At 31.5% G+C, this 16987-nt stretch carries 15 protein-coding genes; 10 read left to right on the top strand and 5 right to left on the bottom strand.

From position 1 onward, the window contains the following. The first annotated feature begins 2 nt into the window (after positions 1 to 2). From MUN68_RS09815 to MUN68_RS09800, 4 genes are read left to right on the top strand one after another with little or no spacing between them, the layout of a single operon-like run. Positions 3 to 284, top strand: a complete 282-nt coding sequence (locus MUN68_RS09815; RefSeq protein ID WP_249997136.1) for a DUF4834 family protein — start codon at positions 3 to 5, stop codon at positions 282 to 284. Between the two features lie 28 nt (positions 285 to 312). Next, on the top strand, positions 313 to 2754 hold the full coding sequence (locus MUN68_RS09810; protein WP_249997135.1) for a YfhO family protein: 2442 nt from the start codon (positions 313 to 315) through the stop codon (positions 2752 to 2754). Continuing rightward, positions 2741 to 4030 carry a glycosyltransferase family 4 protein gene (locus tag MUN68_RS09805; protein WP_249997134.1) on the top strand — a complete coding sequence of 430 codons (1290 nt, stop codon included), beginning with the start codon at positions 2741 to 2743 and terminating at the stop codon, positions 4028 to 4030. The genes MUN68_RS09810 and MUN68_RS09805 overlap by 14 nt, the downstream gene beginning before the upstream one ends. 25 nt (positions 4031 to 4055) lie before the next feature. Continuing rightward, positions 4056 to 5516, top strand: a complete 1461-nt coding sequence (locus tag MUN68_RS09800; RefSeq protein WP_249997133.1) for an oligosaccharide flippase family protein — start codon at positions 4056 to 4058, stop codon at positions 5514 to 5516. 94 nt (positions 5517 to 5610) lie between these two features. On the opposite strand, the gene MUN68_RS09795 is transcribed toward MUN68_RS09800, so the two are convergent. Beyond that, positions 5611 to 6759: a hypothetical protein gene (locus tag MUN68_RS09795; RefSeq protein ID WP_249997131.1), complete on the bottom strand. Its 1149-nt coding sequence runs from the start codon at positions 6757 to 6759 to the stop codon at positions 5611 to 5613. A gap of 212 nt (positions 6760 to 6971) precedes the next feature. Between MUN68_RS09795 and MUN68_RS09790 the strand changes: the two genes are divergently transcribed. Next, positions 6972 to 7334 (top strand): hypothetical protein, encoded by a 363-nt coding sequence (locus MUN68_RS09790; RefSeq protein WP_249997130.1) that lies wholly within the window; start codon positions 6972 to 6974, stop codon positions 7332 to 7334. A 284-nt stretch (positions 7335 to 7618) separates the two neighbouring features. Here the strand turns inward: MUN68_RS09790 and MUN68_RS09785 are convergent, their stop codons facing one another. Beyond that, the gene (locus MUN68_RS09785) at positions 7619 to 8305 is read right to left on the bottom strand and encodes a hypothetical protein (protein WP_249997129.1); all 687 of its coding nucleotides are present in this window, start codon (positions 8303 to 8305) and stop codon (positions 7619 to 7621) included. A gap of 221 nt (positions 8306 to 8526) precedes the next feature. Between MUN68_RS09785 and MUN68_RS09780 the strand changes: the two genes are divergently transcribed. Next, positions 8527 to 9621 carry a DUF3667 domain-containing protein gene (locus tag MUN68_RS09780; protein ID WP_249997128.1) on the top strand — a complete coding sequence of 365 codons (1095 nt, stop codon included), beginning with the start codon at positions 8527 to 8529 and terminating at the stop codon, positions 9619 to 9621. On the opposite strand, the gene uvrA is transcribed toward MUN68_RS09780, so the two are convergent. Then, on the bottom strand, positions 9618 to 12407 hold the full coding sequence (uvrA, locus tag MUN68_RS09775; RefSeq protein ID WP_249997127.1) for an excinuclease ABC subunit UvrA: 2790 nt from the start codon (positions 12405 to 12407) through the stop codon (positions 9618 to 9620). The two genes, MUN68_RS09780 and uvrA, sit on opposite strands and share 4 nt — an antisense overlap. Positions 12408 to 12637: 230 nt before the next feature. Between uvrA and MUN68_RS09770 the strand changes: the two genes are divergently transcribed. Both MUN68_RS09770 and MUN68_RS09765 read left to right on the top strand, forming a co-directional pair. Further along, on the top strand, positions 12638 to 13222 hold the full coding sequence (locus MUN68_RS09770) for an RNA polymerase sigma factor (protein WP_249997126.1): 585 nt from the start codon (positions 12638 to 12640) through the stop codon (positions 13220 to 13222). A gap of 56 nt (positions 13223 to 13278) precedes the next feature. Next, positions 13279 to 13422, top strand: coding sequence for a hypothetical protein (locus MUN68_RS09765; RefSeq protein WP_249997125.1), 144 nt, complete (start codon positions 13279 to 13281; stop codon positions 13420 to 13422). Between the two features lie 28 nt (positions 13423 to 13450). Here MUN68_RS09765 and MUN68_RS09760 read toward each other — a convergent pair whose 3' ends face one another. Next, positions 13451 to 14110 (bottom strand): endonuclease III domain-containing protein, encoded by a 660-nt coding sequence (locus MUN68_RS09760; protein WP_249997123.1) that lies wholly within the window; start codon positions 14108 to 14110, stop codon positions 13451 to 13453. 35 nt (positions 14111 to 14145) lie between these two features. Between MUN68_RS09760 and bcp the strand changes: the two genes are divergently transcribed. Further along, positions 14146 to 14598 carry a thioredoxin-dependent thiol peroxidase gene (bcp, locus tag MUN68_RS09755; protein WP_249997122.1) on the top strand — a complete coding sequence of 151 codons (453 nt, stop codon included), beginning with the start codon at positions 14146 to 14148 and terminating at the stop codon, positions 14596 to 14598. 80 nt (positions 14599 to 14678) lie between these two features. Here the strand turns inward: bcp and MUN68_RS09750 are convergent, their stop codons facing one another. Continuing rightward, on the bottom strand, positions 14679 to 16130 hold the full coding sequence (locus tag MUN68_RS09750) for a TonB-dependent receptor (protein ID WP_249997121.1): 1452 nt from the start codon (positions 16128 to 16130) through the stop codon (positions 14679 to 14681). A 94-nt stretch (positions 16131 to 16224) separates the two neighbouring features. Here MUN68_RS09750 and MUN68_RS09745 point away from each other — a divergent pair, with 94 nt between their 5' ends. Then, complete coding sequence (locus MUN68_RS09745; protein ID WP_249997120.1) at positions 16225 to 16986, top strand: MBL fold metallo-hydrolase; 762 nt, start codon at positions 16225 to 16227, stop codon at positions 16984 to 16986. Position 16987 lies beyond the last annotated feature (1 nt).

Below are 16987 nucleotides of genomic sequence, written 5' to 3'. Positions count from 1 at the left end.
TTATGTTACAAACAGCATCATTCGTGGGTTTTTTTAGAACGATTTTAATTATCCTTTTGGTATATTATGGTATTAAGATTTTGACACGTCTTTTTGCGCCATATTTTTTACGCTATATGTCTAAAAAGATGCAGCAGAAATTTGGCGGACAGTTTCAACAGCATCAGCAAAGCCAAAATCCTAAACAAAAAACAGGAGAAACTGTTATTGATAAAGTTCCTCAGCAACATAAAACTTCAGATAAAAGCGTTGGTGAATATGTAGATTACGAAGAAATTGAGTAAATTTCGACCTCATTGATAATTTGAATCCATGCCATTATCTTTCAAAAAATTTCTTCCGCACGTATTAGTCTTAATTGGTTTTGTAGTTATTTCATTAGCCTATTTTAGTCCAGTTTTGCAAGGGAAGCAAATAAAACAAAGCGATATCATGCATTATATTGGTATGGCGCAACAACAGAAAGATTTTAAAGCTCAAACTGGTCAAGAAACCTATTGGACAAACAGTGCATTTGGCGGCATGCCAACCTATCAATTAGGTGCTAAATATCCACATAATTATATTAAAAAATTAGATTTAACACTTCGATTTTTGCCAAGACCTGCAGATTATCTATTTATCTATTTTTTAGGATTTTATGTGCTTCTACTTGTATTAAAAGTTGAATATAGATTAGCGGCACTTGGAGCTCTCGCTTTTGGCTTTTCCACCTATCTCATTATTATACTTGGTGTTGGTCATAATAGTAAAGCACATGCCATTGCTTATATGCCATTAGTATTAAGTGGAATTGTACTCACATTTCGTAAAAAATACATTTTTGGATTCTTATTAACCACAGTTGCATTGGCTCTTGAACTCTGTGCGAACCATTTTCAAATGACCTATTATTTAATGCTGTTGGTCATCGTTTTAGGAATTGCATATCTCATAGACGCTTTTAAAAAACAAGTATTACCTCATTTTTTTAAAGCTGTTGGTATTCTAGTTTTTGCGGCTATACTTTCAGTAGCATTGAACGCTACTAATGTTTTGGCTACACAAGAATATGTAAAGGAAAGTACACGTGGTAAAAGTGAATTAACTATTAATTCAGATGGTTCTCCTAGAGAAATAACGTCAGGTTTGAGTCGAGATTATATCACAGAATACAGTTATGGACTTCTAGAAACGTTTAATTTATATATTCCTAGGTTTTTAGGTGGCGGAAGTGGTGAAAATGTAGGTAAAGATTCTGAATCGTATAAATTTTATACAGGAATTGGTGCAAGTCCGATTGAGGCTTTAAACGAAGTGAAACATATGCCTACTTATTGGGGAGATCAGACCATTGTTGAAGCTCCAGCCTATATTGGAGCAGTCGTTTTGTTTTTGTTTGTTTTTGCTTTATTCCTTGTAAAGGGCAGACTAAAATGGTGGTTAGTTGGAGGTAGTTTATTATCCTTGATTTTATCTTATGGAGACAGCGAGCCTTTCGCATTTATTACTAATTTCTTTATTGATTATGTACCATTGTACAACAAGTTTAGGGCAGTCAGTTCAATTCAGGTTGTATTAGAATTGTGTATTCCTGTTTTGGCTATTTTCGGATTATCGCGATTGTTTAATCAGTATGAAAAGGATACACAAAAAATGAAAGCTTTAAAGTATTCTGCAATGATTGCTGGAGGATTGGCTTTAGTATTCCTATTGTTTAAAGGTGCATTCGATTTTGTTGGTGTTAACGATGGGTATTACAGACAAGCCTACGGTCAATATGGAGAAGCATTTGTTGATGCGCTTCGTGAAGATCGAAAATCATTTTTTACTCAAGATACATTACGAACACTCATTTTAGTTTTATTATCAGCTGGAACCATTTTTATGTTTTTAAAGAAGAAATTTTCTGAAAACACGTTAGTGGTAGTTTTTGCTGTTTTGATTTTATTCGATTTAATTGGTGTTGATAGACGTTATGTGAATACAGATAATTTTGTATCTGCAATTAAAGTGAACAAGCCATACAAAGCTAACGCTGCTGATTTAGAAATTTTAAAAGACAAAGGTCATTTTAGAGTTTTAGATTTATCTGCTGAAGGCAGTAGAGCACCAGCAAGAGCAGCGTATTTTCATAATTCATTAAGTGGTTATCATGCAGCTAAACTGAAACGTTTTAATGAATTATATGATTTCCATATTGCTAGAAATAATATGAATGTATTGAACATGCTTAATACAAAATACATTATTGCTGAAGAAGAAGGTCAGGTGTTTCCTTATACAAATGAAGATGCTAATGGAAATGCTTGGTTTATTAGTGATTTAGAAAAAGTTAATTCTGCAAATGTAGAAATACAAATGTTAGATAGTTTAAATACAGCTATTAAAGCGATTACAACGTCTGAAGTATTGAATACAAAGCAATTTAGTGTTGATTCTACGGCAAATATTAAACTTACAGAATATAAGCCTAATTATCTTAAATATAGCTCTACAAATGCTAAAGACGGTTTTGCTGTATTTTCAGAAATGTACTACGGAAAAGGTTGGCAAGCGTATTTAGATGGAAATGAAGTGTCGCATCAGCGTGTTGATTATGTTTTACGCGGATTAGAGGTGCCTTTAGGAGAACATCAGATCGAGTTTAAGTTTGAACCACAAGTCGTAAAAACAGGAAGCTGTATTGCTTTAGCAAGTTCTATTTTGTTTGGATTATTATTGCTTGGTGGATTGTATATGGAGTTTAAAAAGAAAACCAATGAAAGTGCATAAAAAGGCACTCATTATCACTTATTATTGGCCACCAGCTGGAGGTCCAGGTGTACAACGATGGTTGAAATTTGTAAAATACCTTCCAGAATTTGGCATTGAACCTATTGTATATTGCCCAGAAAACCCGAGTTATCCAATAACAGATAACAGTTTAATTGATGAAGTTTCAAGTGCAATTACAATTCTAAAACAACCTATAAAAGAACCGTATCGTTTCGCTAATTTTTTATCGAAAAAGAATTCAAAACAAATCAGTTCTGGTGTCATTCCGAAACAAAAAAAGCAGACCTTTATTCAGAAAATGATGCTTTATATTCGTGGTAATTTCTTTATTCCAGATGCGCGAAAAGATTGGGTGAAGCCTTCAGTGTCATTTCTTTCAGATTATATTGTTAAACATAATATTGAAACCATAATTACCACTGGTCCACCTCATAGTTTACATCTTATCGGACTTCAGTTAAAACAAAAACATGGTTTTAAATGGTTGGCAGATTTTAGAGATCCTTGGACGACCATTGGCTATCATAAACAATTAAAATTGACAAAATCATCTGCTATAAAACACTTAGAATTAGAATCTAAAGTGCTACAGACCGCAGATCAAATTATTGTAACTAGCGATAATACTAAAAAAGAATTTGAATCTAAAACTAGACAACCTATTGCTGTAATTACTAATGGTTTTGATGTGAATCATGTTGAACGACCGAAGAAAGATTCAAAATTTACAATGTCTCATATTGGATCGTTGTTATCGGAACGAAATCCGAAACAATTATGGGACGCTTTGAGTGAATTAATTAATGAAAATTCTTCTTTTTCAGAAGCATTTCAATTGCAATTAATTGGAGTCGTTAGTGATGATATTATACAAACGTTTCAGCAGTTTGGACTAACTAATCATGTGAAAACTTTAGGATATGTTTCACATGAAGACGCTATAAAAGCTCAAATGAGTTCTCGATTATTATTACTTATTGAAATCGATTCCGAAGAGACTAAAGTAATTATTCCAGGAAAACTGTTTGAATACATGGTATCAGAAACACCAATATTAGCTGTTGGTCCGAAAGATTCAGATGTTGAGACTATTTTAAAATCAACGAATACAGGTCAGTATTATTACTACGACCAAAAACGAGATATTAAATCTCAGGTTTTATCGTATTTTGAAGCTTATAAAACCGATTCATTATTGGTAAATCCAATTGGATTGCAAAAATACAGTAGAAAAGCGTTGACCAAATCGCTTTCAGATTTACTCAAGGATTAATTTTAAAATTTAGAATTTTAAATGTATGGGAATAGTTATCAACCAATCTTTTAAAAATACAATAACCACGTATCTTGGTTTTGGACTTGGTGCTATTAATACCTTATTTCTTTATACCGAATTTATGAGTGACAATTACTATGGGTTGGTCGCTTATATCTTATCTACAGCAAATATTATGATGCCTCTAATGGCATTTGGTGTGCATAATACAGTGATTAAATTTTATTCAACTTTTAAAACTAAGAATTCTTTAAATAGTTTTTTAACCTTGATGTTGTTTTTGCCTTTAGCTTTGACAATTCCAATTGGATTAGTTGGATTTTTAAGTTATGATACGATTGCTAGCTGGCTAACTCATAAAAATAATATTGTTGGAGATTATCTCTGGTATATTTTTATCACAGCATTAGCAATGGCATATTTCGAGGTCTTTTTTGCTTGGGTAAAAGTGCAAATGAAAACGGTATTTGGAAACGTTATGAAAGAAGTATTTCATCGCGTTGGCATAATGATTTTGCTATTTGCATTATATTTTGAATGGATCACAGTTGAACAGTTTTTAACAGGATTAGTTAGTGTTTATGTTTTAAGAACACTATTAATGTTAGTCAATGCTTTTTATATTAGATTGCCAGTATTCCGATTCAATAAGATTGATAAATTAAGCTCTATATTAAAGTATTCAAGTTTAATAATTATAGCAGGTTCAATAGCAACTATGATTTTAGATATTGATAAATTCATGTTGAATAATTATATCGACATTGAAAAAGTTGCCTATTACAGTGTAGCTACATTTATTGCTACAGTTATTGCTGTTCCTCAGCGAGCGATGCATCAAATTATGATGCCTTTGACAGCTAAATTTATAAACGATAATAATAGGGAAGAGCTTAATGATTTGTATGAACGTAGTTCATTAACATTGTATATTATTAGTGGTTATATATTCTTGCTGATTGTGCTGAACATTAATGAGCTATACACTATTATTCCAGAAGAATTTTCAGGTGGAATTATTGTTGTTTTTCTAATTAGTATTGCTAAGCTTTATGATAATCTTTTAGGAAATAATAATGCTATTTTATTTAATAGTGATTACTATAGAATGGTCCTAGTGTTTGGAGTTATATTAGCGATTAGTGCAGTTGTACTCAATATTATTTTAATTCCATTGTATGGAATAAATGGATCTGCCTTAGCAACTTTAATTGCTGTAGTTGTTTACAATACCATAAAAGTTGTATTTGTAAAAATGAAATTTAATATGTTACCATTTACAATGCAAACTTTGAAGATTTCGGTTTTACTTATTATTTGTGTTTTAGCTTTTTATTTCTGGGAATTTCCATTTAATGCATATATGAATATCTTTTTCAAATCTATAATTGTTGGAATAGTGTATGCGGTCTTGATTTATAAGCTTAATGTGTCTGAAGATATTACTGCCATGTTTAAAAAGTATTTGAGGTTGAAAAAATAGATGTTATATGAATGGGAAAATCCCATAAGGTGCTAAAATGCATACTCTTATGGGATGTTCCACTAACCAACCAAAATCTTTATTTCTTTTGAACTTATCTTGTTCTTTTTGTTCTTGAACCTGAACTGTTTGTCGTAGTTCTTGAACTTGCTTTTTTTGCTTTTGTATTACTTCTACTATGAGTTTGGTTAGAAGCTCTAGCAGTTCTAGTGTTTTGCTTGTTACTAGATATACGAGTATTAGATGACTTTGGTTTTCTAATTGACGTATTTCTTTTAACTGTTCTAGTGTTTGTTTTGTTATTAGACACAGAAGTATTGTTTCTGGTCACATTTTGTCTTGTATTTGTAGCGCTTCTTCCTGTTGTACTTCTAGTTGTCGTAGCTGAACTTCTGCTATCATTATTTCTTGTACTGTTCATTCTAATACTATTACTAGTTGATAGAGTTCTAGTATTAGAGTTTCTTGTGTTATCATTACTTGATAACGTTCTGCCATTAGTTCTTGTAGAAGAGTTTCTAATAGTTCTATCGTTATCTCTAGTCGTAGCGTTTTGACGATATCTTGTATTTACACTATTTCCTCTTCTTCCAGTATTTGCTACAGTATTACGGCGACCATTTATTCGTACAGGTTGCCTGTAATTATCTCTATATGGTCTATAATATGTATGTCTTACAGGAGTGTAATATTGTCTGTATGGTCTGGTGTTTATTACGCAGTAGTTGACTGAAGGAATAATATAATAACTATGCCATGGTCTAAAGACATAAGCTCTATTGTATATGTTGATAAAACCTGTGTAATGCGTATACACTCTATGATTGTTGTAATGAATATAAAGTCCACCAACTCGAGCTATTCGACCGAAAGCATTATAATGAATATTTACATTTCCAACTTGTGTAACTCGTCCATAATAATCATAATAAATGGATGTGTTTTCTATTTGTAGAATTGCTCCAAAATCATCATACTGAACATAAGGATTATAATCATAACCAGAGTTAAAACTAATTGATACTCCAGGAGTATTAATACCTAAGCTAACATTTGGACCATAATCTTGCATGTAAAAATCAAACTGACCATCAGGAAAGATTGAAAATTCGATACCATTTTCAACAAAAATGAAAGAATTACCGTAACCTCTATTTGAATAGTTGTTTGATGTGTAGTTGGTTGCGAAAACTGATATTCCTCCGAGGAATAAAACAGTTATTAATAAGACTAATTTTTTCATGATTGTATGGATTTATTTGTTACATCTATATCTAAACAATTAGTGTGCCAAAAAAGCAAATTTTGTTTTATATAAATGCAAATCAAATTGTTACATTTTATTGATTGATGCTTTCTTAGAGTTCATACGTTTTTTTAATCGTAATTTTCAAACGAAACAATGTGTTGTTAGGGCAAAAAAAAGACTTATATTTTGATTGATACAGAATGTTTATGACTGAAAGATTTGATATTATTTTAAAAGATGTGACTGCTTTACTAGTTAACGAATTGTCTGAGCATTTGACTTATCATAGTGTTAACCATATATTATATGTTTTTAAAAAAGCAGAACATATTGCATTAAATGAAAAAGCATCTCAAAAAAATGTGTTTTTTGTTGAAATTGCTGCTTTATATCCTGATTTAAGATTTATGAATATTCGAGAAGGTCATGAAGCAGAAAGTTGTAAAATAACTAAACTCCAATTAGTAGATTATAATTTTTTAAAAGAAGATATCGATGTTATTTGTGAAGCTATAATGGTAACAAAAGTACCACAAAACCCAACAAGTCATTTAGGAGAGATTCTTTGATGCAGATTTAGAATATCTTGCAACAAATAAATTTTCGTCAATTAGTGAATTGCTTTATAAAGAACAAAAGTATTTCAATAAGGATTTAACTAGAAATCAATGGAATCAGATACAAATCGATGTTTTTATCGAAGCATAACTATCATACTAATTATTGTAAGCAATATAAGACGTTTCGAAAAGAAAATAATCTTAAAAAACTAAAATCTATGATGTAAATAATCCCAAAGACTTGGGGAAGTACTTTGGGATTGTATAGCTACATGTTAGTTGTTAGGGTTGAGCTATGATTGTTTATATTCTTTATTTTTCTTCGTTTTTTTTATTTTGCCATTTTTTCTGTAGTAATAATAATCATCGTCATAATCTTCTACATCATTATATCCAAAATAATTATTTCCACCATGACCAGAGCCAACACCATAATTAGTGTCAGTGTTAAAGCGGTTCACATTACCAGACACATGAACGATTTCTCCCCAACGATTATAGTTAATTCGTAATCCTCCAACTTGTTTCAATAAACCATTGCTTCTTTGATAGCTCATGTATACAGAGCCAGCACGTTTAATTCGTCCTTCTCTATCATAGTTAATAAATACATTTCCGATTCTACGAACTTGGCCATTGTTATCATGTGTAATAATGATGCCTCTTGGACGAGAATTAGAGTAGTGTACTCTGTTTATCGTTCCTGGAGCTCCATAAGTTGTATTTACAGAACTTCGTTTTGTATTTGATCTGTAATACATATTGGATGTATTGTTTTCAATTTCTGTGTTGAAATCGAAACTTCCATCTGGGAAAATCAAAAATTCTACACCACGTTCAATGAACACAATAGGTTCGGCAAAACGATAACGTGTTGTATTATAATCTTCCCTATTCGAAACAGCATGTCCTGCTGTTGTAGCTGTTGCTGATGTTAATCCTATTAACATCGCTGCAATAAAAAGTAATTGCTTTTTCATAATTATAGGTTTTTAGATTTTACCTTTGTTACCAACTTGTTTGGAAACTTTTTGGTTTGTATTATCTGTTTAATTAAATTCAATTTGCGTGCCAAAGTTGTAATTATTTGATTGTTAGGATTTTAATCATGTTTTGTTATTGCTTTTATTTGCTCAACGAGTAAGCTGGGCCTAAATCATTTAATTTTTTATTACATTTATATCGCTAACCAATATTTGATATGTCAGACGAATCATTAGTCACAACAAATGAACCTTTACCTTGTCAAAACTGTGATTCTATTTTAGAAGAGGGATTTGAGTTTTGTCCACATTGCGGACAAAAAACGAATGATGCACTTACAATAGGAGTGTTGTTTTATAATACGATAAGTAATTACTTTTCCTTTGATGCTCGTTTTTTGAAAAGTTTTGCTCCTTTGATGTTTAGACCTGGTTATTTAGCCGAAAAATTCATACAAGGCAAACGATTGTTGTATTTGCATCCTGCTCAAATGTATTTGTTTGTTTCTGTAATATTCTTTTTTATTGTCTCATTTAGTACAAGAGACCTTGTGCAAGAAGCTAATAAAATAAATGAAAAAGTAGCAAAGTCCGAGTTTGTATCAGAGCAAAAGGATTCGCTAAATCAAGCTACAGATTCAATTAAAATTGAGAAAATAATGAAGCCTTTAAAAGATAATCAACAGATTATCGGGCTTGAGGATTCGGACTTAAAAATGGCAGATTCTTTAATAAAATTAGAAACTGCTAATCCTAAAAACATGAACACATCATGGGATTTTGATAAAAGGAAAGTAGATTCTTTAGTTGCTTCAGGTGCAGATAATGAAGTTATTTATAAAGAAATGGGCATGTCTGAAGATCCCAGTTTTCTTGAGAGACGCCTTTATACAAGAATGTTGAGTTTGGCTAAAGGTCAAGGTGCTGGATCAATTGTTCAGGCATTCTTTGATAGTATTCCGATTTCGATGTTTTTCTTACTACCGTTTTTTGCGTTAATTCTTAAAGTGTTTTATTACAATAAAGGAAAGTATGTTCACCATTTGGTTTTTAGTTTCTATTTTTTTTCATTCTTATTTACGGTGTTTAGTGTTCTTTTTGGATTAAATAATTTTTTCGAGATAGAAAGTTGGATTAATTGGCTAATTGCGATATCAACTTATTTTTATTTTTTAATCGCTTTAATTCGGTTTTACAGACAGCATTGGTTTCTTACTTGGGTAAAAAGTGGAATAATTACTTTCGTATTTATCCTTTTTGTAATACCAACTGCTATTGGGTTACTAGCTGCGTTTTCTTTTTTTACGTCTTAAGAATAGAGTTTGTCACGTAAAAATTCTCCAGTAATGGATTTCTTATTTTTGGCAATGTTTTCAGGAGTTCCTTGAGCAATTAATTGTCCGCCACGTTCGCCTCCTTCAGGTCCTAAGTCGATGATGTAATCTGCACATTTAATAAGATCGATATTATGCTCCACAACGATGATTGAATGTCCTTTTGCTATTAAAGCTTGAAACGACTTCAATAATTTTTTGATATCGTGAAAATGTAAACCCGTTGTTGGCTCATCAAAAATGAATAAAGCATTATCGCTTTTAGAACCTTTTCCAAGGAAAGATGCTAATTTAATTCGTTGTGCTTCACCACCAGAAAGAGTAGAAGAACTCTGACCTAAAGTCACATAACCTAATCCTACATCTTGTAAAGGTTGTAATTTGCTTTGAATTTTTGTTTGAGTATGTTCAGTAAAAAATGAAATAGCATCATCTATAGTAAGGTTCAGTATATCATCTATAGATTTTCCGTTAAAATGAACCTCTAATACTTCTTTTTTGAAGCGTTTTCCATTGCATGTATCACATGTAAGATGTACATCTGCCATGAATTGCATTTCAATAGTAACTTGACCTTCTCCTTTGCAGGTTTCACATCGTCCTCCATCTACATTGAAGCTAAAATGCTTGGCTTGGTAGTTTCTAATTTTGCTTAATTTCTGACTTGCATATAATGCTCTAATATCGTCATAAGCTTTTATATAAGTTACAGGGTTAGAACGTGATGATCTTCCGATTGGATTTTGATCTACAAACTCTATATGTTTTATATTGCTGAAATTTCCTTTTAACTCTGTAAATTGTCCAGGTTTGTCTCCAAAATCGGTTAACTTCTTTTGTAAAGCTGGAAATAGTATCTTTTTAACCAAAGTACTTTTCCCACTTCCTGAAACTCCAGTAATTACGGTAAGCATTTCTAATGGAAACGTAACATTAATATTTTGAAGATTGTTTTCTCGTGCTCCTAAAACATCTACATGATATTTAGAAGTTCTTCGTTTTTTAGGCACTTCAATTTTTAATTGACCGTTGAGATATTTTGCAGTTAAAGATTCTGAAGCTAGGATGTCTTTAAAATTCCCTGTGGCTACAACTTCACCTCCAAAAGTTCCTGCTTCTGGACCAATATCTATTATTTCATCTGCTGCTTGCATAATGTCTTCATCATGCTCTACCACAATAACCGTATTGCCTAAGTCGCGCAATGCTTTTAAGACTTTAATTAGTTTTTGAGTGTCTTTTGGATGTAAGCCTATACTTGGTTCATCTAGGATATACATAGATCCAACCAAGCTGCTTCCTAAGGATGTGGCTAAATTTATACGCTGACTTTCACCTCCAGATAAGGTGTTAGATTTTCTGTTTAAAGTTAAATAGTCTAAGCCAACATTAGTTAGAAATGATAGTCGATTTGATATTTCTTTTAGCAAGCGATTTGCAATTGTTGTGTCATGATTGTTAAGTTCTAATTGCTTAAAGAAATTGACCAATTTATCCAATGGCATTTCTACTAAATCAGTTATTGTAATATTGCCAATTTTAACGTAATTAGTTTCTGGACGAAGCCGTTTTCCTAGACATACACTACATTTTGTTTTCCCTCTATAACGTGATAACATTACACGATTTTGAATCTTATATGCTTTAGATTCTAATTCAGTAAAGAAGGAATTTAAGCCTTCAAAGTATTGGTTGCCATCCCAAACGAGTTGTTTTTGTTCAGGAGATAATTCAAAGAAAGGTTTATGTATTGGGAAATCAAATTTATGTGAATTATTAACTAATTGATCTCTATACCAACTCATGCTTTCACCTCTCCAAGGAAAAATAGCATTATCATATATTGATAAACCTGTATTTGGAATCACTAAATCTTCATCAACACCAATAACATCTCCATATCCCTCACATTTTGGACAAGCTCCATAAGGATTATTAAAGCTGAATAGATGTGCATTTGGTTCTAGAAAAGTCATACCATCTAATTCAAATTTGTTATTGAATTCAGTACGCTTTTTGTCGGTAAGTGATTCGATAATGCAGGTGCCTTTTCCTTCAAAGAAGGCCGTTTCAATAGCATCTGCTAATCGATTATAAAAATCATCTTCGTGTTTTACTACAATACGATCTACAACAAGGAAGATGTCTTTTTTTAGTTTTTTATCTACAGCCTCATCAATTCTTAAGACAACTTCATTATGTTGAATTCTTGCATATCCTTGTTGTTTTAAAACATTAAGTTTGTCTATCATCGTTCTTCCTTCCTCTAAAATAATAGGTGAAAGGAGTAGAAGTTTTTCACGATCGTCAAATGATTTTACCAAATCTAGAACATCTTTAGTTCGATGTTTTTTTACTAAATCTCCAGAAACTGGAGAATAGGTTTTTCCAATTCTAGCAAATAATAACTTTAAATAATCATAGATTTCTGTTGATGTACCAACAGTAGATCTTGGATTTGTTGAATTTACTTTTTGTTCAATAGCAATAGCAGGAGCGATACCTTTTATAAAATCAACTTTTGGTTTATTGAGTCGTCCTAAAAATTGTCTAGCATAACTTGAAAGGCTTTCTACATAACGTCTTTGGCCTTCTGCGTATAAAGTGTCAAATGCCAAACTAGACTTTCCAGAACCTGATAAACCAGTAATCACTACAAGTTTTTGTCTAGGTATAACAACATCAATATTTTTTAAGTTGTGCAATTTGGCACCTTTAATGATGATGTTTTCTTTTGGATTAACGTCTAAAATGTTAGTATTCATAGGAGTTTACGCAAATTATAATGTGCAAAGATACTACAAGTATTTCATCAAATAAAATGGATTATTGTAGATTAAAATGTTAAAGTTTTGTACATTTTTTTGGAATTTAGAAATGATTGTTGTTATATTTGATTTCATAACATATTAAAAAAGAGCTGCCTATTTCATAATATTACTTTATAAAATTTAACCCCAAGCTAAGATTTATTCTTTGCATTAAAGTAATAATTATGAGACAACAACTTATCACGGACGCTGTTTTAGTTAGAAACTACATGGATGGAGATGAAAACGCTCTATCAGTTTTAATCCATAGGCACAAACAAAGAATTTACAGTTTTATTTATTCAAAAGTATTTGATAGAGACATTACTGAAGATATTTTTCAGGATGCTTTTATTAAAGTCATTAAAAATTTGAAACTAGGGAAGTATAACGAAGAAGGCAAATTTTTGCCTTGGGTAATGCGTATTTCTCACAATCTTGTAATTGATCATTTTAGAAAGAATAATCGAATGCCAAAATTTGATAATTCTGGTGAGTTTAGTATTTTTTCTGTTCTTGGTGATAATGCATTAAATGCAGAAAATCAGCTCATTAAAGATCAAGTTGAATGTGATTTGCGTCGCATTATAGAAGAGCTTCCCGAAGACCAGAAAGAGGTATTAGTGATGCGAATGTATAAAGACATGAGTTTCAAGGAAATTTCTGAACGAACAGGCGTAAGTATCAATACTGCATTAGGAAGAATGCGTTATGCGCTAATTAACCTAAGAAAGGTCATTGATAAAAATAATATCATTTTAACAAATTAACACAATAAGTAAAGTTTTATAGCGTTTATTTAATATAACAAACCAAAAACCGTAAAATGGCAAAACTTTACTCTGAATGTCCACAAAAAAAGGACAACCTTAATCCAAAAAAAGAAACTATAGATTTTCTTTTAAATTATTCTAAAGCTTTAAGTGTTATAGAATGTAGTGATTTGAAGTTTGAAACGCTTCAAAACTAAATTTTAAAAAGTCCTAATTCGTTAGTCGTTAGGACTTTTTATTTTTATTGTATGCGTTTAAAACTGTGGCTCTTCCAATAGTTTTTGTAATAATATCTTTTTCTAAATCCCAGCCTCTTGCTGGTGAATATTCTCTTCCATACCAAATAATTTGAAGATGTAAGTCGTTCCATAATTCTTTAGGGAATAAACGTTTGGCATCTTTTTCTGTTTGTATTACATTTTTACCATTGGTTAAATTCCATCGATACATTAATCTGTGAATATGAGTGTCTACAGGGAACGCAGGAATTCCAAATGCTTGTGACAATACAACAGCAGCAGTTTTGTGTCCTACAGCAGGTAATTCTTCTAAAGCTTCATAAGTTTGAGGAACTTTTCCGTTGTGTTTATCAATCAAAATATGTGATAATCCATAAATGCCTTTGCTTTTCATTGGAGATAAGCCAACAGGCTTGATAATGGCTCTAATTTCTTCCACAGAAAGTTTAATCATATCATATGGGTTGTCGGCTTTTGCAAATAGTAGAGGTGTGATTTGATTTACACGAACATCAGTACTTTGAGCAGACATTAATACAGCTATTAACAAAGTGTAAGGGTCTTTGTGCTCTAAAGGGATTGGTATGGTTGGATATAATTCTTTTAACGTATTAATAACAAAATCTACCTTTTCTTGCTTAGTCATAAGTTGTATTTTTACAAAAAGTAAAGTTAACAATTATGACACAATTAAAAGTAGGAGATAATGCTCCAAATTTTTCAGCTCTAGATGAACAAGGAAACATGATTTCTTTAGCAGATTACAAAGGGAAAAAATTAATTGTTTTCTTTTATCCAAAGGCGAGTACTCCAGGATGCACTGTTGAAGCATGTAATTTAAATGATAATTATGAACGTTTTCAAGCTCAAGGCTATGAGATTTTAGGTGTTAGTGCAGATAATGCAAAAAGGCAAACTAATTTTAAAAGCAAATATGGTTTTCAGTATCCTTTATTAGCAGATGAAGATAAGTCAGTAATTGAAGCTTTCGGAGTTTGGGGACCAAAAAAATTTATGGGAAGAGTGTATGACGGTATTCATAGAACAACGTTTGTAATAGATGAAAATGGAATTATTGAAGACGTTATTTTAAAAGTGAAAACTAAAGCTCATACAGATCAAATATTGAAATAGGTAGTTGCTTTACTTCATTCCGAATTAGAAACAAAAAACCGCATGAAATTCATGCGGTTTTTTGTTTCTAAGGTTTAAATTTAATCTCCTAAATGAATTTGTTCAGTTTCACAGCCAAAAAGACTTTTTTCTTTAATTAATTTGCCAACACCTTCAGGTAGCATAGCTTCCCATTCATCGTTCCCGCTAGCAATCATTTTTAGCACAGTTCTTGAGAATATTTTCAATGTAGATTCATCATAATCAGCGATGTCGACTACTTTTCCATTGTATTTAAAGAACTTGTAGAGTTCTTTCATTCTTGGATGTACTTTGAGGTTTTCACTAGTAGTAACCGTATTATCATCATTTTGCATTGGATATAAATAGACTCTTAAATCTTTGAAGAATAATTTTCCAAAGGCTTCTAAGATACCACCACTTAAATGACGGTAATATTTCTCATCAAAAATATCGACGAGGTTATTTACTCCCATTGCTAATCCCATTCTAGCTTTCGTATATTGAGAGAAGTATTCAACAAGTTTATAATACTCTTGAAAATTAGAGATCAACACTGTTTGACCTAATGAGCATAATAATTTAGCGCGATCCATGAAATCTTGTTCATCGATTTCGCCTTCAGCTCTTAGATTAGATAAAGTAATTTCAAAGATGACTTGTGTTTTGTCAACATCAACTTTACTTTCTTTAATAAACATGTCATAAGATTTCTTATACATGTCCATATTTACCTTAGTTACTGGTCTAAAACTACCACGTAATGTTAATATGTTCTTTTTGTAAAGAACTTTTGCAGGAAGTACGTTGTTGCCATCAGGCGCAAACATGACAGCATCAGTCATTCCGTTTTTAACCAGTTGTAAACTCATTAAGCGGTTGTCAACATCTTTAAAAACTGGACCAGCAAAATTGATAGTATCTATTTCAATTTGATCTTTGTCTAAATGATCATATAAATAACGTAGTATTTTTTTAGGTTCATTGTATTTATAAAATGCACCATAAATTAGATTTGTACCTAAAATACCAAGAGTTTCTTGTTGTAGTCTTGCATCGGTTTCTTTAAAACGTAAGTGCAGTACAATTTCGTTATAGTCTTGATTAGCATCAACTTGATATTTAATTCCTACCCAGCCATGTCCTTTGTATTTTTTCGCAAAATCAATAGTTGCCACTGTATTTGCATACGTAAAGAACATTTTATTAGGATGTTCTTCTCTAGAAAGACGCTCTTCAACTAAGTTGATTTCATGATCTAGCATTTTTCGTAAACGCGCTTCAGTAACATAACGTTTATCATCTTCAATACCATAAATTGCATCACTAAAAGCTTTGTCATAAGCAGACATAGCTTTTGCAATAGTTCCGGAAGCACCACCAGATCTAAAGAACTGACGAACAGTTTCTTGACCTGCTCCAATTTCAGCGAATGTTCCGTAGATGTTTTCATTGAGATTAATTCGCAAACATTTTGTTTTTAACGAAGGAATCTCATCAAATTCTCTATCTCCTTTTAAGGTTATTTCCATCTTTAAGTCTGGGTTTTGTCAACTTCACAAAGGTATTAAAATAGGAGGTATAACTAAAAAAAATAGTTTTATTTTTGTTTTAAATTAATAGACATTGAAAATTACATTTTTAGGCACAGGTACTTCACAAGGAATTCCAGTTATTGGAAGTGATCATCCTGTATGTTTAAGTACAAACCCTAAAGACAAGCGCCTTAGAGTATCTATCTTAGTTGAATGGGACGATTTTGCTTATGTCGTAGATTGCGGTCCAGATTTTAGACAGCAAATGCTTAGAATTGATTGTAATAAGATTGATGGTGTGATTTTTACTCATGAACATGCCGATCACACAGCAGGATTAGATGATATTAGACCTTTTTATTTTAGGCAAGGAGATATTCCATTTTATGCACATAAGCGCGTGTTTGGGGAGTTAAAAAAACGTTTCGATTATATATTTACAACTAAAAATAAATATCCTGGCGTTCCAAGTGTGATTGAGAATGAAATAAAGAATAAACCTTTTAAGCTTGGTGATTTGGAAGTGATTCCTATAAACGGTTACCATCATAAACTGCAGGTTTTTGGGTTTCGATTTGGTGATTTTGCGTATTTAACAGATATGAAAACTGTTGCAGATGAGGAAGTTGAAAAGCTAAAAGGTGTAAAAGTTTTAGTTGTAAATGCATTACGAGAGCGAGAGCATATATCGCATTTTAATATGACTGAAGCTTTAAATTTTGTAGAAAAGGTACAACCAGAAACCGCTTATTTGACACATATTAGTCATTACTTAGGTTTTCATGATGAAGTACAACAAAAATTACCCAAAAACGTTTTTTTGGCATATGATAACTTAGAAATAGAACTTTAAA

This window comes from Psychroserpens ponticola (assembly GCF_023556315.2).
Taxonomy (GTDB): domain Bacteria; phylum Bacteroidota; class Bacteroidia; order Flavobacteriales; family Flavobacteriaceae; genus Psychroserpens; species Psychroserpens ponticola.
The sequence above is the reverse complement of the archived record's forward strand: the minus strand, read 5'-3'. Positions and strand labels throughout refer to the sequence as shown.